This window comes from Flavobacteriaceae bacterium (assembly GCA_014075215.1).
GTDB lineage: Bacteria > Bacteroidota > Bacteroidia > Flavobacteriales > Flavobacteriaceae > Polaribacter.
This window is the reverse complement of the sequence record CP046177.1, coordinates 2,340,975-2,365,242: the sequence shown is the minus strand read 5'-3', so window position 1 is coordinate 2,365,242 and position 24,268 is coordinate 2,340,975. Positions and strand designations below refer to the sequence as shown.

General features: G+C 32.4%; 20 protein-coding genes and 2 pseudogenes. 17 read left to right on the top strand and 5 right to left on the bottom strand.

All coding sequences use genetic code 11. From position 1 onward, the window contains the following. Positions 1 to 17 precede the first annotated feature (17 nt). Both GKR88_11565 and GKR88_11560 read right to left on the bottom strand, forming a co-directional pair. The gene (locus GKR88_11565) at positions 18 to 431 is read right to left on the bottom strand and encodes a 6-carboxytetrahydropterin synthase (protein QMU64864.1); all 414 of its coding nucleotides are present in this window, start codon (positions 429 to 431) and stop codon (positions 18 to 20) included. A 37-nt stretch (positions 432 to 468) separates the two neighbouring features. Beyond that, positions 469 to 981: an isopentenyl-diphosphate Delta-isomerase gene (locus GKR88_11560; GenBank protein ID QMU64863.1), complete on the bottom strand. Its 513-nt coding sequence runs from the start codon at positions 979 to 981 to the stop codon at positions 469 to 471. Between the two features lie 208 nt (positions 982 to 1,189). Here GKR88_11560 and GKR88_11555 point away from each other — a divergent pair, with 208 nt between their 5' ends. The 3 genes from GKR88_11555 to GKR88_11545 all read left to right on the top strand — a co-directional run bounded on the left by GKR88_11555 (position 1,190) and on the right by GKR88_11545 (position 4,356). Continuing rightward, complete coding sequence (locus GKR88_11555; protein ID QMU64862.1) at positions 1,190 to 1,714, top strand: hypothetical protein; 525 nt, start codon at positions 1,190 to 1,192, stop codon at positions 1,712 to 1,714. A 79-nt stretch (positions 1,715 to 1,793) separates the two neighbouring features. Continuing rightward, a complete protein-coding gene (locus GKR88_11550; protein ID QMU64861.1) occupies positions 1,794 to 3,380 on the top strand; it encodes a peptide chain release factor 3 in 1,587 nt (528 codons plus the stop codon). A 43-nt stretch (positions 3,381 to 3,423) separates the two neighbouring features. Continuing rightward, positions 3,424 to 4,356 carry a peptidylprolyl isomerase gene (locus GKR88_11545; protein ID QMU64860.1) on the top strand — a complete coding sequence of 311 codons (933 nt, stop codon included), beginning with the start codon at positions 3,424 to 3,426 and terminating at the stop codon, positions 4,354 to 4,356. A gap of 100 nt (positions 4,357 to 4,456) precedes the next feature. Here the strand turns inward: GKR88_11545 and GKR88_11540 are convergent, their stop codons facing one another. Further along, the gene (locus tag GKR88_11540; protein QMU64859.1) at positions 4,457 to 5,551 is read right to left on the bottom strand and encodes an IS4 family transposase; all 1,095 of its coding nucleotides are present in this window, start codon (positions 5,549 to 5,551) and stop codon (positions 4,457 to 4,459) included. A gap of 464 nt (positions 5,552 to 6,015) precedes the next feature. On the opposite strand from GKR88_11540, the pseudogene GKR88_11535 reads away from it, so the two are divergent. The 14 genes and pseudogenes from GKR88_11535 (at position 6,016) to GKR88_11470 (ending at position 23,530) form a co-directional block, all read left to right on the top strand. Further along, positions 6,016 to 6,361: pseudogene (locus GKR88_11535) on the top strand (transposase). A gap of 1 nt (position 6,362) precedes the next feature. Next, positions 6,363 to 7,340, top strand: a complete 978-nt coding sequence (locus tag GKR88_11530; GenBank protein QMU66698.1) for a DDE transposase — start codon at positions 6,363 to 6,365, stop codon at positions 7,338 to 7,340. A 366-nt stretch (positions 7,341 to 7,706) separates the two neighbouring features. Then, complete coding sequence (locus GKR88_11525) at positions 7,707 to 9,122, top strand: hypothetical protein (GenBank protein ID QMU64858.1); 1,416 nt, start codon at positions 7,707 to 7,709, stop codon at positions 9,120 to 9,122. Between the two features lie 250 nt (positions 9,123 to 9,372). Further along, positions 9,373 to 10,368, top strand: coding sequence for a transposase (locus GKR88_11520; GenBank protein QMU64857.1), 996 nt, complete (start codon positions 9,373 to 9,375; stop codon positions 10,366 to 10,368). Continuing rightward, positions 10,346 to 11,539: pseudogene (locus GKR88_11515) on the top strand (AAA family ATPase). The gene GKR88_11520 and the pseudogene GKR88_11515 overlap by 23 nt, the downstream one beginning before the upstream one ends. A 286-nt stretch (positions 11,540 to 11,825) precedes the next feature. Next, entirely contained in the window at positions 11,826 to 12,821 is a 996-nt protein-coding gene (locus GKR88_11510; GenBank protein QMU64856.1) for a transposase, read from the top strand. Between the two features lie 102 nt (positions 12,822 to 12,923). Next, complete coding sequence (locus GKR88_11505) at positions 12,924 to 14,849, top strand: hypothetical protein (protein ID QMU64855.1); 1,926 nt, start codon at positions 12,924 to 12,926, stop codon at positions 14,847 to 14,849. A gap of 39 nt (positions 14,850 to 14,888) precedes the next feature. After that, a complete protein-coding gene (locus GKR88_11500; protein QMU64854.1) occupies positions 14,889 to 16,004 on the top strand; it encodes a hypothetical protein in 1,116 nt (371 codons plus the stop codon). 11 nt (positions 16,005 to 16,015) lie between these two features. Continuing rightward, entirely contained in the window at positions 16,016 to 16,555 is a 540-nt protein-coding gene (locus tag GKR88_11495; protein QMU64853.1) for a hypothetical protein, read from the top strand. A gap of 334 nt (positions 16,556 to 16,889) precedes the next feature. Continuing rightward, a complete protein-coding gene (locus GKR88_11490; protein QMU64852.1) occupies positions 16,890 to 17,207 on the top strand; it encodes a transposase in 318 nt (105 codons plus the stop codon). Next, positions 17,150 to 17,866, top strand: coding sequence for an IS3 family transposase (locus GKR88_11485; GenBank protein ID QMU64851.1), 717 nt, complete (start codon positions 17,150 to 17,152; stop codon positions 17,864 to 17,866). Before GKR88_11490 ends, GKR88_11485 begins: the two co-directional genes overlap by 58 nt. Beyond that, on the top strand, positions 17,811 to 18,197 hold the full coding sequence (locus GKR88_11480; protein QMU64850.1) for a hypothetical protein: 387 nt from the start codon (positions 17,811 to 17,813) through the stop codon (positions 18,195 to 18,197). Before GKR88_11485 ends, GKR88_11480 begins: the two co-directional genes overlap by 56 nt. A 58-nt stretch (positions 18,198 to 18,255) precedes the next feature. Beyond that, positions 18,256 to 19,149: a DDE transposase gene (locus GKR88_11475; GenBank protein QMU64849.1), complete on the top strand. Its 894-nt coding sequence runs from the start codon at positions 18,256 to 18,258 to the stop codon at positions 19,147 to 19,149. Between the two features lie 208 nt (positions 19,150 to 19,357). Further along, a complete protein-coding gene (locus GKR88_11470) occupies positions 19,358 to 23,530 on the top strand; it encodes an NACHT domain-containing protein (GenBank protein QMU64848.1) in 4,173 nt (1,390 codons plus the stop codon). 5 nt (positions 23,531 to 23,535) lie between these two features. On the opposite strand, the gene GKR88_11465 is transcribed toward GKR88_11470, so the two are convergent. Further along, complete coding sequence (locus tag GKR88_11465; protein ID QMU64847.1) at positions 23,536 to 23,847, bottom strand: hypothetical protein; 312 nt, start codon at positions 23,845 to 23,847, stop codon at positions 23,536 to 23,538. Between the two features lies 1 nt (position 23,848). Further along, positions 23,849 to 24,106: a hypothetical protein gene (locus tag GKR88_11460; protein QMU64846.1), complete on the bottom strand. Its 258-nt coding sequence runs from the start codon at positions 24,104 to 24,106 to the stop codon at positions 23,849 to 23,851. Between the last annotated feature and the right edge of the window lie 162 nt (positions 24,107 to 24,268).

Genomic DNA, 24,268 nt, shown 5'->3' with positions numbered 1-24,268 from the left:
CACAAAAGAATATATATCTACTCCCCGGAATAACTCACAAAATTTCTTGGTGTTTCGTAAAGTTTCACTTTTAAATCTAATTGAGAAGGGATATGATTCCTGAGTTTTTTATAAATAACTACAGCTATGTTTTCTGCAGTAGGGTTCAGATTTTTAAACTCGACCGCTTCTATATTCAAGTTTTTATGATCAAAAGGATCTTCAATTTCAGAAGCTATTAAGTATTTCAATTTTCCCAAATCGAACACAAATCCTGTTTCAGGATCTATCTCCCCGGTAACGGAAACAATCAGCTCATAATTATGCCCGTGATAATTTGGATTGCTACACTTACCAAATACCTCCGCATTCTTTTTATCAGACCAATCCGGGTTGTACAATCTATGAGCTGCATTAAAATGTGCTTTTCTGGAAACAGTTACCTTAGGCATCGTTATATTGAAAATTGAAAGATGTATTATTCGTAATTCATAATTTATCATACGATTCCCGAAAAATAATTCTAAACCAAACCGTATACAATTCAGGGTTCACTTCTATATCTTTTTTTACAGATGCTAATGACATCCATTTGTAAGACGCCGCCTCTTCCCTATTAATTTTCGGTTCCCCATTATATGTTCCTATCATCACATGATCTAATTCATGTTCTGTCAATCCGTTATCAAAAGATGCTTTGTATATAAATCGAAATACTTCCTTTAAATCCGTACTAAAACCCATTTCTTCCTCTAACCGTCGTTTACCGGCTTCTGTAGAGGTTTCCCCGTAACGTTGATGAGAACAGCAGGTATTTGTCCACAATAAAGGAGAATGATATTTATTGGCAGCGCGCTGCTGTAACATGAGTTCTTTTTTATCATTAAAAATAAAAACCGAAAAAGCTCTGTGTAATATCGCTTTTTGATGGGCTTCCATTTTAGGCATTAAACCCAATGGATTGTCATGTTCATCAACCAAAATTACCTGTTCTTCTTTCATGAAAATCAAGATCCATGCAAATTTAACATTATTGTATTACCATTTACTATTTTTTTAATAATATTGTACTTTCGGTTTAAAACTTAAAAGAATCGTTAAAACATTTTTAAAAATACCTTGAATCTTTTAATCTTTAATTATATAGAGTCAGATAGTATAAAAGGCAATTAAAATAACATTATATTTCCAATTGAAAACTTACATTCAAATGAAAGTATTAAGACAAATGATCATTTCAGGGGGGGCCGTGTTACTCGCCATAGCTTGTAGCAATAATGACTCAAATCCCCCTCAACTATCAGAATCCGATTTGATAAATACCTGGAATCTTACAGAACTTTATACTGAAAATGGTTCGGCAACTACTACTGTAGATAATATGCCTATCAGTGTAGTTTATACATTAACAGGCTCTAACTTTAATCAGCAAGTGATTTTTGGGGATAATCCAAAAACCATAACACAAAATGGCAGTTTTACTCTTACGGCCATCTATACTCTTGCAGGAATATCTCAAACTAGCCAACAAGTTGTTAATGAAGTACCAAATATTGCTGGTATGTGGTCATATCAAAATAATGTCATAAATATTACTAATTCGTCAGGTGTTATTACTAGTGCAAATGTTATAAGTTTTGACGGAACTGTTTTAAAATTGAGAACATCACTCGTGCAAGATGTCGGAAATATCACCGTAACAGACGGTGATATGTTCATAGTATTGTCCAGGTAATTTCAAAAAACATCCTAAAACAAGCTTTATTTTCTTCGGTTTTAACAAAAAAACTATATTTGCGCTCTAATTTTTATTGATGGACTTTCTAAAGGAAATAGAGCGCAGAAGGACTTTTGGAATCATCTCCCATCCGGATGCCGGAAAAACAACCTTAACTGAAAAATTATTACTATTCGGCGGTGCAATTCAAGAAGCAGGTGCCGTAAAAAATAATAAAATAAAAAAAGGAGCTACTTCTGATTTTATGGAAATTGAGCGTCAGCGAGGAATTTCCGTAGCCACTTCCGTATTGGCTTTTATATATCGTGATAAGAAAATCAATATTCTGGATACTCCGGGGCATAAAGATTTTGCAGAAGATACTTACAGGACTCTAACTGCTGTAGACAGTGTAATTATTGTTGTTGATGTTGCCAAAGGAATTGAGGAACAAACAGAAAAATTAGTACAGGTATGTAGTATGCGTAAAATTCCTATGATTGTGTTCATCAATAAATTAGACCGGGAAGGAAAAGATGCTTTCGATCTGTTAGATGAAGTGGAGCAAAAATTAGGGTTAAAAGTAACTCCCATGAGCTTTCCTATTGGTATGGGGTACGATTTTAAAGGCATTTACAATATTTACAATGAGAAATTGAATCTATTTTCCGGGGAGCACAAACAAACCATTTCCGAAGGGATACAATTTGATGATATCAACAACCCGCAACTCGATACTCTTATTGGAGAAAGTACAGCAGAAAACTTGCGAGAAGAACTGGAATTAGTATACGAAGTATACCCGAAATTTGATCGGGAGAAATATTTGAAAGGAGATTTACAACCTGTATTTTTCGGTTCGGCTTTAAACAATTTTGGAGTAAAAGAACTTCTGGACACTTTTATAGAGATAGCTCCAAAGCCGCAAGCTAAAAAAGCAGAAGAACGCATGGTTGATTCCAAAGAACAAAAAATGTCGGGATTTGTTTTCAAAATTCATGCAAACATGGATCCGAAACATAGGGATCGTCTGGCGTTTGTCAAAATAGTTTCAGGAACTTTTAAAAGAAATGTACCGTATTTACACGTTAGAAATACCAAAAAAATTAAGTTTTCCAGTCCAAATGCATTTTTTGCAGAAAAAAAAGAAATTGTAGAGGAGTCCTACCCCGGAGATATCGTAGGCTTGCATGATACGGGAAATTTCAAAACCGGAGATACATTAACCGAAGGAGAAATACTCAACTTTAAAGGTATTCCTAGTTTTTCTCCGGAACATTTTCGCTATGTGAACAATGCAGATCCTATGAAAGCCAAGCAATTATATAAAGGGTTGGATCAATTGATGGATGAAGGTGTAGCGCAGTTGTTTACGCTGGATATGAATGGCCGTAAAATTATCGGTACGGTGGGAGCACTTCAGTATGAAGTCATTCAATACAGGTTAGAACATGAATATGGAGCAAAGTGTACTTATGAACATATTCAGGTCCATAAGGCTTGTTGGGTACAACCTGAAGATGAAAAAAATGAAGATTTTAAAGAATTTAAGAGAGTGAAACAACGTTATTTGGCTAAAGACAAGCAAGGGCAATTGGTGTTTCTGGCAGATTCTGCTTTTACCCTACAAATGACTCAAAGCAAATACCCATCGGTTAGATTACATTTTACAAGTGAATTTTAAATCCAAAAAAATTAAACGAATTCAATAATAAAACCACATCATTATGAATAATGGAATATATGCAAAATTAAATACCTCTAAAGGTACTGTTCTGGTAAACCTGGAGTTTGAAAAAACCCCCGGTACAGTAGGCAATTTTATTGCTTTGGCAGAAGGAAAACTGGAAAACTCATCCAAACCGCAAGGAACTCCTTTTTATGACGGTTTAACATTTCACAGGGTTATCACTGACTTTATGATTCAGGGAGGGTGCCCTCTCGGAACCGGAACAGGAAATCCGGGATATAAATTTGATGATGAGTTTCATGAAGATCTAAAGCATGACAAACCCGGTATTTTATCAATGGCAAACTCGGGCCCGGCAACAAACGGAAGCCAGTTTTTTATCACACATGTTCCCACTCCTTGGTTAGATAACAAACATACTGTATTTGGCAATGTAGTAGAAGGACAAAATGTAGTAGATACAGTTGTACAAGGAGATCAGCTAACCAGTGTCGAAATCATCAAAGTGGGTATCGAAGCAGAAAATTTTAACGCCATTGAAGCTTTCAGAACCTTTGAGGGGGCAAGAGCAAAACGAGAAGCAGAAGAGCTACAAAAACAAAAAGATCTGGCAGACGAAATAGCTGCCGGCTATGATACCACTTCAAGCGGATTACGTTACCGGATTTTACAAAACGGAACAGGAAAACAAGCTGTTAAAGGAGCTACGGTTTCAGTACATTATAAAGGCCAGTTACCGGACGGAACTGTTTTTGACTCTTCATACAAGCGCAAACAGCCTCTGGATTTTACCATTGGCGTCGGGCAGGTAATTGCAGGTTGGGATGAGGGAACCCAACTGCTAAAAACAGGAGGTAAAGCGCGCCTGGTAATTCCTTCCCACCTGGGGTATGGAGAAAACGGGGCCGGAGGTGTCATTCCTCCAAATGCAACGTTAATTTTTGATGTAGAATTAATGGATGTAAAGTAACGTCATACGATTTCATAAATCACTGTAATTGACATATCTCACAAGCTTTTAAAACCTGTTAAATCTAAATTTTATATCGAACTCGTTTAGACTTTTTAACCTAAGTACATGACAAAAATTTAGTCAAGTTCATATTGTTTTGATTTACAGGGTTTAATAGCACAGAAGCGATATAATCTAATCCATATTTGAATATGCTTTTAGCCATTCTTCCATGCTTTTTTATTTTGATAGGCTTAATCTGATGTAAATATATACCAACTTTGTAACACCATACGAAAGCCATCATTACAAGCAGTACTAATTTTTCAATACGCTTAATATCTTGCAGGTGTGTGTTTTCAATATCAAAGCCACTGGCTTTCATTGCTTTAAAACACATCTCTATCTGCCATCGTTCTTTGTATTGTTCAAAGGCCTTATCAGGAGCGTTGAACGATACAATGATTAAGAAATCAGGCTTTCCATTTTTTGGGTACAACTTGCATCCGGAAAGGAAACAAAGCTGACCATTAACACGTACAATTTTAGGATAATACACAAACTCATTGATCTTATGTGGATTAAACAAGTGAAATACTTTGATGGTTTTGTTCTTATCAGGAAGCTCTACCTTAAAGTTGTTTCGAATGCGGATATAATATTTGATTCCATTTGTATTCAAGAAATCCAACCAATGATTACCTACAAACTCTCTATCGGCTACAATGGATTTAATAACATCTTTGCCAAAAAGTCTTATGAAACGATTCACAAGATCAATACGCTCCTGACTGTTAGAGTTCCCTGGCTTATCTAACATAGTAAATAACAATGGGAAGGCAACACCTTTATAGACAACTCCCAACTTAAAAATGTTGATGTTGGTCTGACCAAACTTCCAATTGGTCCTATCAATACTCAAGATCAATCCCTCTTGCTTAGGAAGGAGACTAAATATAAGACGAGCGATCAAATCTCCATCCAACGAATAATCAGCAATAAATCTTTGAATACGTCTGAGTGATGACTTCGAATCTACTGAGGTCTCAAAAGCGTTGGCTACCTTTTCAAAGGTAACTGTCTGTACCTTACAGAGGGCGATAATGAAATGTGATATGAGTTTGATTCTTGCCAAATTGATCTTACCTTGGAAATGAGAACTTAAAACTGAATTTAATTCACTACTTTTAGTGGAAGCATTGGTTTTTTTCATTAGAAAAATGAGTGATGTTATTCTTCTAATATACTGAAAATCAATGCTTTATTTTAATTATTTAACATTTAATTTACTGATAATCAATTAATTATATTTTTTGTCATGTACTAAAGTTTTTAACTATAAATAATATACTTAAGCAATAAATTAAGGTTTTATAGATTTTATCCGGTACAACAAATGACCCTTTACTTTAGTCTTCTTTGGTTTAACCCCGGTTTTTAACATACCCTTAACAATTTCTTTATTTAAAAAAGCCAATTAAACCTGTCTTTTGCTGCCTGTTTTTAAAAGGTTTTGCCATTTCTGTTACATTATTTTCAAACAAACTAAAAAAACCTTGCTGATTTGTTAAAAATAGGGCTCTTTCTTGCAGGGTAGCTATATATGGCCTATCTTTGGATCAAGCAAAAAGTTTGTGGAGTAGGTTAATTTTTTAGAGTTTTGGTTTAAAAACTCAAATGCATACACAAGAGCTCCTGAAGCATTTTTTACCCGAAGGTATTTTAGATTACTTTGAACTTAAAGAGGTAAAAGATTCAACGAACAAACTTACTTTGGTTTTAGAAGAAAAACCTATACAACCAGATGAGTTATCTCATCGTAAATTACATTCCAAAGGATTTTACCCAGTAGTAGATATTCAAGATTTTCCAGTACGTAACAAGGCTTGTTTTTTACAAGTAAAACGTAGACGATGGTTATGTTGATACCTCAGAAGTATTCTCAAGAGATTGGAATTTGGTAGCAAAGGGAACTCGAATGACAGAAGAGTTCTCTCTTTTTTTAAAGAGGCTTGTTAGATAGTATTCCAGTAAGTTGTAAAAGTTTATCTACCTACTATCACCTTAACGGCAAGCGATTAGAAGAACAATATCGCAATCATTTAAGTAACTTTTTGACTTGGGATCAATTAGCTCATGCCGACCAATGGCTGCTTTTTAAGAAGAATATAGGAACTCATTTAAGTATTGATGAAGTAGCACTTACTCAAGGCGAGCTCTATACAGTGATTACCAACAAAGCAGGTAAAGGAAAACGAGGCAGTTTAGTAGCCATAGTAGCTACCACACAAAGTGAACGAGTCATAGAAGTGTTAAGGAAAATTCCAAGTAAAGACCGATATTTAGTAGAAGAAATCACTTTGGATATGGCACCTACTATGGAAAAGATTGCTAAAAAAGCCTTTCCTAAAGCTACTCAGGTCACAGACCGATTTCATGTACAAAAACGAGCTTATGATGCCTTGCAAGAAATTCGAATACAGTATAGATGGAAAACCATAGAACAAGAAAATAATGAAATAGCATTGGCTAAAGAAACAGGAAAAAACTTTAAACCGAATATCCTTGACAATGGAGATACTCCCAAACAACTACTAGCTAGAAGTAGGTATTTACTCTTTAAAGCCCCTAACAAATGGACAGCCAAACAAAAATTTAGAGCAGAATTACTCTTTGAAAGATACCCCAACTTGGAACGAGCTTATGAGCTTACTAGAGAACTGGCAACGATTTATCAAAAGACAAAAGACAAGGCGGTAGCATATACAAAACTAGCTAGATGGTATGATAAGGTAGAAAAATCAGAGTTCAGTAAAAGTTTTGGAACAGTAGCTAGATCAATACAAAGTCATTATCGAAGCATCTTAAATTTCTTTGATAATAGAAGTACCAATGCTTCTGCTGAATCTTTTAATGCTAAAATAAAAACTTTTAGACTACAATTTAGAGGCGTAAGATCTGTTCCTTTCTTCCTATTCAGACTATCTAAAATTTATGCGTAAAAATCTAAATCCCACAACTTTTTTGCTTGACCCCTATCTTTGCTACTGCTAACATAAGAGACGAAGATTGCTATGGCCCCATAGTTTTTTCAGAGTTAAGATAAGAATTCCCTTGGAGTTGTGTGCTTTTTTCGGCTGTTTACAGATAGCTATTCAAACGGTAGCCTGTTGTTGGTATTAAAGTAAAAATAGTATGAACCCTAAAAAGTTACACTATATGAAAAAAAGCGAAAAGTAAAAAAAGTACGGTTCAGGCGTACTGAAGTTTCAAAAAAAGCAAATAGGTTTGTATCATTATTTAATAAAAAGCCAAAATATGAGAACAACAAACCAAAAACACAGAAGTATCATTTAAATCAAATCAATATGAAAAAACTATTTTTAAGCATTGTACTAGCTTATGTTTCAAGCTTTAGTACTGCTCAAGGAAATCAGGACTTATCAAAGTTAGAACTCCCTAGCGTAGCCCCTGTTTCTCCCGAAGCAGCCAGTTTGGGAAAATACGGTGATCTGCCGGTGAATTTGGCCAGTGGCCGGATTAATTATTCGATTCCTATCTATACCATTAAAGAAGCAGGATTTGAATTGCCTGTTTATTTATCTTATAACCATTCCGGATTATTAGCCGAAGAAGATCCCGGTTTAGTAGGTTTGGGTTGGACATTGCATGCAGGAGGCATGATTGTAAGACAACTAAGAGGTAAACCGGATGAAGGCAGTTTAGGATATGTTGCAGGTAATATTGGTAAAGATTATGTCGTGCCGTTTATTGAACATGGTTTTAGCAATATGAGTGCAGAAGCAAGAGAAGCCCATCTAAATAACTTCTTTAGAAAAGCATCAAGCAATGTGATGGATTCACAACCTGATAAATTTGTTATAAATGCAGGAACACTTTCAGCTAATTTTTACCATAATGAAGATGGTGATATTATTTTCAGGCCCCATAAGAATTACCAGATTACAAAACCAACTGCCAATAGTTATAGGATTATAGATGACAATGGTATTACTTATGATTTTGCCTATCCGGAGGAAACTACTTCCGAACCTATAACTGATAATGAGCAATTGGCTCCACCAATGATTTACAACTCAGCATGGGCATTATCAAAAATAAGTTTACCTACTTCAGACCAAACCATAGATTTTGAATATACGCAGGAAGATGATTACCATAAACAAGGTATTTCAAAATCCTATCGTGAATTGATTATGAGCAATGGACAAGTTGATAGTTATTCTGATTTTTTTGCTGGTCATTTAATTTCAAGCTCATGTACAAATGCCCAATCAGTGATAACCAGTTATATGGAAACTACGGTAGCAGGTAAAAATCAAATTTCAAAAATCACTTTTCCAGACGGCGAATTGCATTTTGATGTACGCACTGCACCGGCAGGTTCACTCAATGCAACTAATAGTTACCTACATAGTATAAGCTTGTACGACAATTTTGACAATAAAATAAAATCTTATGAATTCACCTATGATAATGTCAATTCAAACTTTAAACTATTAACAAAAGTAGAAGTTTTAGGTCAAAATGACACAGAAGATAACGCCTATGAATTAGCTTATTATGGAACACCTCCATCCATTATCAACTCAGACAACCAAGATGTTTGGGGGTATTACAGTACAACCCTTCTGAACAGTAATTATAATAATACCCTGTTAGGACGAAAAGTAACCAATTTTAATACAACTCTATTAGGTGCACTAAAACGTATCACATATCCTACCTTTAGATTAGCAAATAGAAATAATTACTTAAAATAAAAACATAATAGTTATGATGAAATTTCTTTTTTTGCTTCTTTTTTTCTTTGTTAATAACTCTTATTTTGTTGATAACCAAAAACACAAAAGAACGGAGTGAACTTTAGCGGCCAGCTAGCTTTTTAGAGCCATCCCCCGTATTAGTCTCCGTTCTTTTTAAAAGTTACTTAGAACCATATAGAATTTCAGTTTCTGCCCTTATTAAAGGTCTTAGTTTAAGTAACTATTATTAATATCTAATTACAAAATTATGAAAACAAATGAAATTATCGGAATCGATGTCAGTAAATTATTAATTGATGTTTGTATCTATTCTAAACAAATTGTTCAACAGTTTGAGAACAGTAAATCTGGATTTAAATTAATGCTAAAGTGGAGTTTTAAAAATTCGTCTTTCTCTAAAGAAGAAACCATGTTTGTATTTGAACATACAGGAATGTACTCTCATTTATTATCTGTGTCTTTAACTGAACAAAAATTATCTTTTTTCATAGCTTCTGGTTTAGAAATTAAAAGATCTATTGGTATTGCTCGTGGAAAGGATGACCAAATTGATGCCAAACGCATTGCTCTATATGGGTATCGATTAAAAGAAGAACTTAAACCCAGTAAGCTACCTAAAAGAAGTATATTACAACTAAAAAGTCTCTTATCTTTAAGGACAAAACTTAACAAACAAAGAGCTGGTTTTAAAGTTACTTTGAAAGAACAAAAAAGAATTTATAAAGCAAAAGAGTATAAAATAATCTTTGACGTTCAACAAAAAATGATTGCAGAACTAACCAAACAAATACACAAGATTAATACTCAAATGCAAGCTATTATTGACCAAAATATAATGTTAAAAGAAACCTATAAACTTGTTACTAGTGTTAAAGGTATAGGAATGCAAACTGCTATAATGATGATTGTGTTTACTGACAATTTTTCAAAATTTGAAAACTGGAGAAAGTTTGCCTCTTATTGTGGTGTTGCTCCTTTTCCTTACCAATCTGGAACTAGTATTAAAGGACGTACAAAAGTCTCTCATTTGGCTAATAAAAAATTGAAAGCAATTATTAATATGTGCGCTATTTCTGCTATACAACATAACCCAGAAATGAAATTATACTATCATAAAAGAATAAAACAAGGCAAAAGTAAAATGAGTACCGTTAACATTATTAGAAACAAATTAATAGCAAGAGTGTTTGCCGTTGTCAAACGACAAACACCCTATGTAGATACTTTTAAATTTGCTGCATAAATTAGTAAAAATAATATCTCAACTTTTACTTGTTTTTATCATAGAATACGGGGTGGATGCGTTTAACATTCTGGCACTTACTTTTACAAACAAAGCAGCCCGGGAAATGAAGGAGAGAATTGCAGGTATTGTTGGTACAAATGAGGCTAAAAACTTATGGATGGGTACCTTTCATTCTGTGTTTGCCAGAATTTTGCGGGCAGAAGCAGATAAATTAGGTTTTCCCTCGAATTTTACTATTTACGATACACAAGATTCAGTTCGTTTAATGACTGCGATTATCAAAGAAATGGAGTTGGATAAAGAACGATACAAACCAAAACAAATGGTCAACAGGATATCTTCTTTTAAAAATTCATTAATCACCGTAACAGCGTATTTTAATGATTCCGGTTTACAAGAAACAGATCTGATGGCAAGCAGACCTAAAACAGGAGAAGTTTATAAAGAATATGTGGACAGATGCTTTAGGGCCGGAGCTATGGATTTTGATGATTTATTGTTGAGAACCAATGAGCTACTTACTCTTTTTCCGGAAACGTTGGCAAAATACCAGGATCGATTCAGATATATTTTGGTAGATGAGTACCAAGATACCAATCACTCGCAATATCTAATCGTAAGAGCCCTGGCAGATCGTTTTCAGAATATCTGCGTAGTAGGAGATGATTCTCAAAGTATTTACGCATTTAGAGGAGCAAACATCCAAAATATCCTGAATTTTCAGAGAGATTATCCGGATGTAAAAACATTTAAATTAGAACAAAATTACAGGTCGACAAAAAATATTGTAAATGCGGCAAATTCGGTTATAGAAAAAAACAAAACCAAATTAAATAAAGAGGTTTGGACATCTAATGAAGCGGGAGAACCTGTCAAAGTAATGCATACCATTTCCGACGGTGAAGAAGGACGTTTTGTAGCACAATCTATTTTTGATAACAAAATGAATTTTCAATTACAGAATGACCAATTTGCTGTTTTATATCGTACCAATGCCCAATCCAGAGCAATAGAAGACGCATTGCGGAAAAAAGACATAAAATATAAGATATACGGAGGTATTTCATTTTATCAAAGAAAAGAAATCAAAGACATTCTGTCCTATTTGAGACTGTTAATGAACCCCAATGACGAAGAAGCATTAAAAAGAATCATAAACTACCCGGCCTTTAGATTAGCAAATAGAAATAATTACTTAAAATAAAAACATAATAGTTATGATGAAATTTCTTTTTTTGCTTCTTTTTTTCTTTGTTAATAACTCTTATTTTGTTGATAACCAAAAACACAAAAGAACGGAGTGAACTTTAGCGGCCAGCTAGCTTTTTAGAGCCATCCCCCGTATTAGTCTCCGTTCTTTTTAAAAGTTACTTAGAACCATATAGAATTTCAGTTTCTGCCCTTATTAAAGGTCTTAGTTTAAGTAACTATTATTAATATCTAATTACAAAATTATGAAAACAAATGAAATTATCGGAATCGATGTCAGTAAATTATTAATTGATGTTTGTATCTATTCTAAACAAATTGTTCAACAGTTTGAGAACAGTAAATCTGGATTTAAATTAATGCTAAAGTGGAGTTTTAAAAATTCGTCTTTCTCTAAAGAAGAAACCATGTTTGTATTTGAACATACAGGAATGTACTCTCATTTATTATCTGTGTCTTTAACTGAACAAAAATTATCTTTTTTCATAGCTTCTGGTTTAGAAATTAAAAGATCTATTGGTATTGCTCGTGGAAAGGATGACCAAATTGATGCCAAACGCATTGCTCTATATGGGTATCGATTAAAAGAAGAACTTAAACCCAGTAAGCTACCTAAAAGAAGTATATTACAACTAAAAAGTCTCTTATCTTTAAGGACAAAACTTAACAAACAAAGAGCTGGTTTTAAAGTTACTTTGAAAGAACAAAAAAGAATTTATAAAGCAAAAGAGTATAAAATAATCTTTGACGTTCAACAAAAAATGATTGCAGAACTAACCAAACAAATACACAAGATTAATACTCAAATGCAAGCTATTATTGACCAAAATATAATGTTAAAAGAAACCTATAAACTTGTTACTAGTGTTAAAGGTATAGGAATGCAAACTGCTATAATGATGATTGTGTTTACTGACAATTTTTCAAAATTTGAAAACTGGAGAAAGTTTGCCTCTTATTGTGGTGTTGCTCCTTTTCCTTACCAATCTGGAACTAGTATTAAAGGACGTACAAAAGTCTCTCATTTGGCTAATAAAAAATTGAAAGCAATTATTAATATGTGCGCTATTTCTGCTATACAACATAACCCAGAAATGAAATTATACTATCATAAAAGAATAAAACAAGGCAAAAGTAAAATGAGTACCGTTAACATTATTAGAAACAAATTAATAGCAAGAGTGTTTGCCGTTGTCAAACGACAAACACCCTATGTAGATACTTTTAAATTTGCTGCATAAATTAGTAAAAATAATATCTCAACTTTTACTTGTTTTTATCATAGAATACAAGGGTATACCGAAGCGGAAACAGCAGAAAAAGTCCGGGAATTATTAGATAAATTGTGTTATCAGTACAAATATGACGATCGCAACAGGCTGATAAAAAAGAAAATACCCGGCAAAGGTTGGGAGCATATTGTCTATGACAAACTATACAGGCCTGTTCTCACTCAGGATGCAAATCTGGCACCTGACGGAGAGTGGCTCTTTACCAAATACGATACCCACGGAAGAGTTGCTTATACCGGTGTTATGTTCCGAGATGCTACCAGAGATGCATTACAGGATATAGCCAACAATACAACTCCTTTATTTGTTAGCCAAGAGGCTACTGCTATAATGATAGCAGGAATCCCTCTCTACTATAACCATTCAGACTACACTACGGTTTCAACCTCCGAAATACATACTGTCAATTACTACGATACGTATATAGACTTACCCGGCGGATTTACCCCACCCACAGTAGTGTACGAACAGCCGGTAACTGCCGATACAACAGTAAGTAAGGTACGTATCCTGGAAACTGACGATTGGATCACTACCATAATGTACTATGATGAAAAAGGACGTGCCATATATACCTATACAAAAAATGAGTACCTGGATACCGAAGACATCGTTGAATTGGAATTGGACTTTACCGGAAAAACCTTACGAAGCAAAACCACTCATACCAAAGCCGGCAATACGCCCATTGTGGTAGAAGATGTATTTACCTATGACCACGCAGAACGGCTGCTCACTCAAAAACAAACCGTAAACGGCACAGCGGAAGAGTTCATGGTCAGGAACCATTACGATGATTTGGGTCAGCTCATCCAAAAAAAGGTAGGGGATAGGGAAGCTGCTCCGCTACAGGAAGTAGACTATACCTACAATATCAGGGGTTGGCTAAAAAAGATCAACGACCCTTCGGCAGGACTGGCAGACGATTTGTTCTCTATGGAACTCAAATACAATGACACAGGCTCTTATCTCTATAATGGCAATATCTCACAAATATTGTGGAAAACAGCCTCGGACAATGCCAAACGACAATACAGCTATTATTATGATGACCTCAACCGGATTACCGGAGCCTACTACTATGCCTGGAATGAGACGTCTCGGTTTAACATAGGTAGTATCAGTTATGATAAAAACGGCAATATACAACGCCTTTTCAGAAGAGGAGCTGTGGTAAACAACCCTGTCATCTCCAATGCCGGACACTACGGTACTATGGACTATATAAGCTATACCTATGACGGAAACCAACTTACCAAAGTAACCGACAACGGAAATAAAAACTACGGATTTAAAGACGGTATCAATACGGATGAGGATTATGCTTATGACACCAATGGTAATATGATACAAGACAAGAATAAAGGAATTACAGCTATTAGCTACAATCATCTGAATTTGCCGACACAGGTATATTTTAGTACAGGTAAGTTTATTGATTACCTGTACGATGCTATGGGAACTAAAATGGAGAAAAAAGTAAGAAACCTCAACAGCCTGATAACCACACAGTATGCCGGCAATTATGTATACGAAAACGATGTTTTGCAGTTCTTTTCCACACCCGAAGGCTATGCTACGCCCAATCATTCGGGAGGTTTTGATTATATTTACCAGGCAAAAGATCATCTCGGAAACGTGAGACTGAGTTATACGGAAAATACGAATAACAGCCAACAGACCGTGTTTACCGATGGATTTGAAAGTATGGCTAACTGGGATAGCAGTAATGGTTTGAGTAGGGCGCTTACTACACTGGACAGCAGTAAAAAGAAATCGGGAAGTTATTCGGGAAGGATTGACCCGATTGCTGCTACTAGTGATTACTATGTATATAATGATAGTTGGACAGCCGTTAACAACCCGGAAGATACTTACTATTACGGTATCGGGGTGGGTATTTGTAGAGGATGTAACAAACAACAGTGCGGAGATTTTTCTGACCACCAGGAAATCAGGAGAGACAGGCTGGCCTAGCGGACATCATACATCGGATAAGATTACCGAGAAAAACCGGTGGGTATATGTAGCAAAAACCGTTCATGTGGCGGCAGATGTAAGAGAGGTGGGTATTCGAATAGACAACAACATGCCGGGAAGGTGTGGTTTGATGATGTAAAAATTGTAAAAGGCAATACGGCAAGGACTGTAATTGTTTCTGAATCAAATTATTATCCATTCGGTTTGAAACATAAAGGGTATAATAACGTAATTAATGGCGTTGAAAATAATTATAAAACGTATCAAGGACAGGAATTACACAAAGAGCTTGGTTTAGATGCACACGAATTTAAGTTTAGATTTTACTATTCTGATATAGGAAGGTTTTGGAGTATTGACCCTTTGGCAGATGGTTACGTATACAATAGTCCATATAATTTTGCTGAAAATAGTGTAATAGCGAACTATGAGTTAGAAGGTCTGGAAGCTAAGCTCGCAATATACGGAGACGGTAGTGGTACTAATTATACAAGTAGCGATAGAAATGCTTTTCATGCTAGAGCAAGTTCTCTTGAAAAAAACAACGGATATAATGCTGAAAAAGTTAATAACGGACAAGCTTTAATTTCTGCTTTGAAAACTGCAACAGCAGATGAAGGATCAGTACAATCTGCTGTAATTTTTGCTCACGGTTCAGGTGCTGGATTATTTTTAGACCCTGGAGCAGGGTTTTATGCAAATAAATCAACTAATCCTAATTCAGCAACAGTTAGTGATATAGCTCAAGGAGTAAAAGATGGAAGTATTGTTTTTGAAGATAATGCAACCATAGTTTTTGGTAGTTGTCATGCTTGTGGTGCTGGGGCTAGTCCACCATTAGCAAAAAAAATAACCGAGGAGACTGGAGTTACTACCATTGGAGCAACAGGTTTTGTAGAACCCGAAATAAAAAATGGTAAAGAAACAGGTAAATTAACTACTACAGGAACGTTTACCAAAACAGAAAAAGTTTTTGATATTTCATTTACAGATGGAAATGGAAAAGTTCTTGAAACAAAAACTGTAAAAAATATGAGTGAGGCAATAAATGCAGCTCTTAGTTCTGATAAAAAAGTTATACATATGAAAACGATAAACTCCAGAATAGTTCAAACAGATCTTGGAGATACTATTGATCCAAGTAAACTTTAAAAATGAGCACAATGAAAAAATATTTTTTATTCGTTGCGTTAGTTTCTTTCTTTTGTTGTAAAAAAGAAATAAAATCAAAGCAATCAAATGAAATTGTTCTAATTGAGCAAAAATTAAATAATAATATTGATGATTTATTAATTAAATCTAAAAACTATGTTCCAAATCAAATAGATTTATCAGAAATTGATTTTTTGGAAAACTTTAATATTGCTTCAATATTTAATGATAAAAAAAATGATAAATCTAAAAAAGATTTAATTGTTAACTATCTTTTTTTAAAACAGTATTTGTATCATCTAAAAAAAGCTAATCAAGGTTATAATCTTTATTCTATGAAAAAAGGTAAAGCAAAATTTTTGATTGAATACTTTTTACAGTCTAACAATATTGCTGAGCATTCAGAAGGTTTTATTAACAGTGCTGTTGCATATAATGTTTTAAAGAAAGATAAATCAATAACTAATTCCGATATACTTAGCCTTATTTCTAAAATTGAGGCTGAGAATAAAAGAATTAATGAACAATCAAAAAAGATCATTAATAATTAAATTAAGTAGAAACATCGAAATAAATTAAAAACGCTCACTTGGGAAAAGTGAGCGTTTGATTTAAAAGTTTAATTATTCAGTTGTCTTCCAGATTTCATGAGCTTTATTAAAGCCAACCCAACGGTGATTTTCATCATATCCGCGACAAGCTAATTCGTGACGAATTAATTTTTCTAAAGAGATTTTAGCCAAAAGCATAAACCTTAAAATCTCACCGTCAGTTGTAGAAAATAAACCAATGATATCTTCCCAATGTGGTAAAGGTTGGAAGTGCTACATTTGACAGGACAGTAAGAAAGGAGTTTATATATTTATAAACTTTAAAAATTAAACAATGTCAAACCCACGAAATTTTTATACCAAAGAATTTAAGCATAAGGCAGTAGAGTTAAGTTATGCAAAAGGTAGTATAAAACAAACTTGTAAAGATTTGGATATTTCCATATCCTCTTTATCTCGCTGGGGTCAAGAATTAAAACAATACGGTAATAAAAATAGTTTTCCTGGTAAAGGGAATTTAAAATTAACAGATCAAGAGCGAGAAATTATAGCTTTAAAAAAAGAATTACAGGATATTCATTTAGAGAATGAGATATTAAAAAAGGCGGTAAGCATTTTCTCCAAGAGCGACAAGAGAAGTATCAATTTATAAAATATCATAAATTGAAATTTCCTGTTGAGAAAATGTGTAGTATTTTAAAAGTAAGTAGAAGTAGTTATTATAATTGGCTTAAGTGTGGTTCTTCAAAACGATGGTTAACAAATGAACGTATTATGTTTTTTATACAAAAAATATTTGAAGATAGTTATCATAGCTATGTATCTCCTAGAATAAAAAAGGAATTAGAAAAGTATGGCTATTTTGTTTCTCCAAGAAGGATCAGTAAGTTGATGAAGTTACTTGGCTTATTTGTAAGGCGGTCTTATAAATTTAGAGCGTTAACAGATTCTAATCATAAATATCCCATAGCACCAAATTTATTAAATCAAAACTTTAGTGTTGATAGAGAAAATCAAGTATGGGTGTCAGATATGACTTATATTTCTACAAAACAAGGCTGGATGTACTTAACTGTAATTATAGATTTGTTTAATAGAAAGGTAGTGGGATGGTCGTTTAGTAAAGACTTAACCACAGAAAATACCATTATCAATGCTTGGAAAATGGCTATTAACAAAATTCAGATTACAAAAGATTTAATGGGTCAACGACAATTTATGGGGATTGATTATTTTAGATGCATAAAAAAAGACGATGCATTTAGAATTATTAGCATCTATCCTCCCTCAAGATTTATTACTTCATTTTGATATTGTATTTTTTGAAGAATTAGGAGATATTTCAGTTAAAAAGGATGCTTTTCACATTTATTTAGAAGAGAAGAATATTCTACCAGAGGGTTACTCAAAGGGTAATTATGAGTCCAAAGGTTTTATTAGCAGTAAACAGATTCAAGATTTTCCCATACGCGGTAAAGCAGTTTATCTACATATAAAAACAAGACGATGGCGAGATAAGAAGACTAAAAAGGGAGCGACTAAAAATGATTATTCATTCATTGCAGAAGGTTCTAAATTAACGTCAGAACTTTCTGATTTTTTAAAAGCTACAGGTAGAGGCCCGAGAAGATACGATCAGTAATATAGCGAGTTATTACGGTATTTACCCACGAACTTTACAACGCCATTATAAGAAACAGATAAGTGGGTTTGATAGTTGGAATCAAAAGCCCCATTGTGAAGATTATCTTATTTATCCGAAGAATATAGGAGAGTATTTAAGTCTTGATGAAGTAAGTCTATCTAAAGGTGAACTTTATACCTATTTGACCAACAAGAACGGACGAAGTAAACAAGGAACTTTAGTGGCTTGTGTAAAAGGAATTAAAAGTGATGATATTATTACTGCTATTGAAAGAATACCCTTAGAACAACGCAAACAAGTCAAAGAAGTAACTTTAGATATGGCAAATAATATGAATTTAACAGCTAAGATTTGTTTTCCAAATGCTAAAATTGTTACCGATAGATTTCATGTGGTAAAACTGGTAACAGAAGCTTTACAGCATGTTAGAGTACAGCATCGGTGGAAAGCAATAGAAGATGAAAACAAAGCCATTGAAGCTGCTAAAAAAGCAAGGAAGAAACACAAACCCATAGTGCTATCTAATGGTGATACAAAAAAGCAACTTTTGGCTAGAAGTAGATATATTTTAGCTAAAAAGACAAACGATTGGACACCTAATCAAAAACAAAGAGCAGAATTATTATGTAATCTTTATCCAAACATCCAACAAGCCTATAAACACACTTTAGAATTTAGAAGCATTTATCAAGAAAAATGTAAAGTAAAAGCCAAACAACGATTTGAACATTGGTTTGAGGATACAGAAAAATTGGAATTTAAAAATTTCAATACAGCAATGAACAGTATTAAACATCATTTTAATACCATCTTAAACTTTTTTTACAATAGGAATACAAATGCAAATGCAGAGTCTTTTAATTCAAAAATAAAACTCTTTAGAGCCAATCAAAGAGGCGTAAGAGATACACAATTTTTCCTCTTTAGACTTGAAAAATTATTCGCTTAATACCCATAAAATTTACTTGAGCCTATATTTCTTCTACAGAACGTTACCAACAGGACGACTTAGAAAATCTTCATGAACTTATTGAAAGTTTGCATCCGATTAGTTAAATTATTTTCGTAAGATTAGTTCTATTTTTAGTACATTACTATATCTTAAGATTAACTACTTCAGTTAGCAGTCTTGATAAAAACATATATAATTTTAAACAATGAAGAGTCAAAAATTAGGATCAGATTTTGAGATAATCACTAGAGATTTTTTTGTGTGGTTATTTGATAAAATTGATTTAAGAATAACTAAAGATAGAATTCAAACATCAGGAACACAAGATGGTTTTGATGTTCAAATTCAAATTTCAAAAAACTTTATATCACATAATATCTACATTGAATGTAAGAATTATTCAAGCGGTATTGACATGGGGCATATTTTTCAAAAAGCACTTGAATTAGAAACTAATTATCCATTAAATAACACCAATGATTTGTTCATTGCAATCAATTCAAAATCAATATTCAAGAATAAAGATAACCCTGAGAAAACAAAGCACACACTTAATAATAAATTTGATTTTCATATTCAGCTTTTGGATACCTCAAATGGAGTAAGGGAAATATTTGCTTTAAATAAACATTTTTATAAAGAAATATACGGTGAACAACCAAGTTTTATAATTGATGAGCAAAAGCTTTTAGAAAAGGTTAAAAGCTTGATTTTTAGCAATGAACCCTTTAAGAAAGTTCATTTAAAGGAGTCCGATAAGTTTAGTTTTCTTAAAGAAATAGAACCCACAGAGTACTTTATAGATAGAAGATTCTCAAAGTCCCGAACTAATTATGAATATTTCTTTGAAAGTGAAACGGTTTATAATCTCGAAGAGTTAGTAAGCAATAATAAAAGAGTATTTATTTTGGGTAATCCTGGATGTGGAAAAACAACTTCTCTAAAACAATTTGCACTAAAATATTGGAATACAGGAGAACAAAATAGTTCTACCCCTATTTTTCGTAACCTTAAAAACTTTACTATCACTGATACAATAGAAAAAAAGCTCCCTAAACAATATGAAAAAATTAAAAACGTATTATTGATTTTAGACGGTATTGACGAAATTGCTGATATAGAAGATTTTATTTCTAAACTTGAAGATTTTCTCAGTTCTGAATATGTAAAAGCTAGTCAATTAAAGTGCGTCATAAGTTGCAGAACAAACATTTATGAAAGTATAGTTAAAAATGTTTCTGGCTTTTCTGCTTTTTTCATGAAAGATTTAAAACCTAGTGAATCTTTAAATCTACTCAATAAACTTTGTTTAAATTCTTTATCTAGTTCAGATTTTGAACAAATTCCTGATTCATTTTTGAACAATCCTTTTCAAATAGAGATATTAGCTACATACATAAATAAATTTAATGGTATTCCTACTAATTCAGCCGCTTTGTGGGAAACATATATAAATGAAAGATTAAAAATAGATGCTAATGGTAAACAAAAAAAGAAGAAGTTTAAGTCTTCCTTAATCAAGCGGCAATCTTTAAAAATATCTTTAGTAAACGAACTGATGAAGAAAAATACAATCGATGAAGATTCGCTTTTAGAAATATTTAAAGGTAATGATGAACATTTAGAAGAGTTTAAGAAAAGCCCGTTATTAGATATTACTACCGATACTAAAGAATGGTATTTTGAGCATAGAAATATTCAAGAATATTTTGCATCCAAACAAATATCAAAATTATCTGCCCAAGAGATGATTAAATTTATCCAAATATCAGGTAAAAAACGAACTCATCCTTCACTGTTTAACTCCATTACCTTTTTGATAAACCTATTACAAAAAGATTCTGATAAGTATAAAACACTAATTGAATGGTTAATTGATAATGAACCAGAAATCTTATTTAAAGCAGACAGTAACAGAATTACAGACGATTTAAAAGTTAAAGTTTTTCAAACTTACTTCCAGAGGGTTTGTATTGAACAAACTTTATGGATAGACAATAATAGTACATATTCCTCTAACGAAATTTCACTATTTGCTTCATGTCAAGCAAACTACGATTATTTAATTTCAATAATTGAAAATTATAAAAGCCACCATAGAAGAACGACCCTCTCTGCATTAGATTTATTGAAGTATTTTAAGATTCCTTTTAACCAATATGAAGGACTAAAACAATTCTTACTAAAAAAACTCAAAACAAAAAATACTCACTTTGATTTGAGTTTAAAGTCAATGATTATAAGAGTAATTTATATTCAAAAATTGACAGTCGATGATGATGCATACTTGAATAAAGTATTTAATTGCTTTAAGAATTCCACACACAAAGAGTTCAATAGAAGCTTAATGAACTTATTGCTAGAGAAAGATGACATTGAAGACTTTTATGAATTTATCAAGGAAGAGTTCTTATTGATTTATAAGTTAAAAGAAAGAAAGGTTGAAGATGAGGTAATGAGAGGTGGTCAATACATCATAAATCAATTAATTTTCAAGATAAAAGATGCCGACAAATTCTTAGATATCATTAAATATTATTTTACAGAAGATATCACTATCCATATATCTAATGAACAAGAATTATTTAATAGAATTGCTGATAGAATAATATTTAATACACAAAATGATGAAACTTTTTTAATAAAGTTAATGTCGCAAATAACAAATGATATTAGGTTCCATACCCATGAAAAATTACTTAAAAAAATTATCACCGAGACTAATTCAAATAAGCAAGTAATTGAATTCTTGTTAAGTTCTTTTCCTGCTAGTAAAGTAAGATACTTTATATCAAGTATTGTGAATCAAGAGTCAATCGGTGTCATTTGTAAAAAATTGATAGAATTAAAAACAATAGATAAAGAAATTGAATACTGGCGTAATAATATTGGCAATTCAAGTCATAGAGATTTATCTGTAAAATTTGACAACTTAATGCAGAAAAACGGTATAGTTTTTAAAGAGCCTGTATTCACTCAAAAAAAGGCAGATAACCAAGTAGAAAAATACAAAAGAAATATTCAGGAGAACTTTGATTTACTTTTCGATAAGAAAAAGTTGAAATCAAAAATTAGATATCTTTTCACCAAGCATGGTAAAACAATTGATGGCAAAAAAATTAGAGATATAAGAAGGAAATGGTGGGATAAAAATGGACATTGGAATGTTATTGATGTTCAAATTGATGTTCTTGACCAGATTATTTTTTCAAGAAATAAATTATCTATAAGTTTTAAAGAAGTTTCAGAATTTTTAAAAGATGATTTTGTTCTATTTAAAAAAATGAAGCAAACTATTGAAAAGTATGATAGTTCAAATCGCGAATATGTAATATCTGAAAATCAAAAACAAATAATCACAGATTGGTGTATAACTCAAACTAAAGCTATTGATTTTAATAATGTTGCCAGAGCTTCAGGTCCTAACTCATTTTTTATTTTAAATGATTACAAGAGAATAGAAACAATTTTCTTTTTTCAAAATTTGTTCGATATAGAATTACCTCAAGCTTTTTTGTTAGAATGTATTAAGTTTTACGAGTTCACTAAATCACATGATTCAGATGAAGAGTATGCAAAACTGAAAAAACTCGTTAATGATGAAAACGAATTTAATTCAAAAATAATTTCTAATATAAAAGACGGTGGTTTAGTAGCTTTTTCAAAATATAAACATATAAAATATGCCGTTGAAAATAATTTGAAATCCGTCTTTAGTGAGGTAAGAACATATTTTAAAACAGAACATTCCCTATATAATCATAGAGAAATTTTGAAACAGTATATTATTATTACTGGTGATATCGATTTGCTTAAAGAATGTTCTAAAAAAATAGAAGAGCATATAACTTGGGATGCTATTAATATATTAGTTGATCTTAGAAAAGAAGCGGAATTTTGTATCCAAACAGCAAAGAAGTATCTAAAACTCAATGAAGATAGATATCGAGTTGACGCACTTCAAACTCTTTTTATACTTAATGATGAAAGTGCATTATTAGAATTAATCCAATTATTGAAGCAAGGTATTGTGCCGTCTTTTGGCTACATAAAATTTAATAATTTTAATAACGTAAATGACTTAAATCAACTTAAAATCCTTTTCGATTTAATTTACAAGCCTAAATTTGATGCTTTTGAATCTCATACTTATAGAAACTTTTTTAATTATTTAATTACAATATTTTCTGTGAAAGAATATTCTTTTGAAACAATTCAAGATATTTTAGTTCTGATAAAGAAAGATTTATCTCAAAAAGGAACAGATTTATTTTATATAAATAGGCTTATTGATGATTCTATTGATAATTACATAAACTCAAAATCCTCAATCTACGCATTAGATAAGGCTTTAAAAACAGTCGATGCTCTTGTGTAGATACACTATATGTCTTTTACTTTATCAGGGTGTTTAAATGTATCAAAGACCTTAAGAATTCTTATTTCTGATTCACTTTGAGCCTTGTAGATTAATTTATAGTGCCTTACTACAATTCTTCGATAAGGTTCTCCTAAAAATTCCTCAACTTGATACTGGTCTATAAATACAATTTCTTTACTGGCATTAAGGATGTCAGTTTTTGTATTTGTAGCTAATTGTAAAGATTTTGTTTTTTCTTTAACTCTCTCGAAGATATGCTTTAATTCTGTTCTGGCTTTTCTAGACCAAATAACACGGATTTCTTTTTTAGTCATTTTACCAGCCTGCAGATTCTTTTTCTAAATCTTCAACTGTAATATATTCACCCTTATCAATTTCAGCATCAGCCTCTTTGATTTGTCTTATATATTCTTTTTTGTTGAGAGGCTGTCCTTGTACGGTATATGCAACTATTTCATGGTCAGAGGTATTTTCTTTTTCTTTTTTTACAAACTCAAAAACATTTTGAAGAAAAGATACATTATCGGTATTTAACGATTGTATGATTTTGTCTCTAAGTTCTATTGCTCCCATAATAATTAAATACTTATTTTAACAAAGTTAGTAAAATTATAGCACATTTTTATTGGATATAAACTGCACATATTATTCCAAAAGTGATTTCGAGGGTAAAAGATTAGGTCTTTCGGGAACAATTATTTAGCTTTGATTTATTGTGGGATGTCTAAAACTACA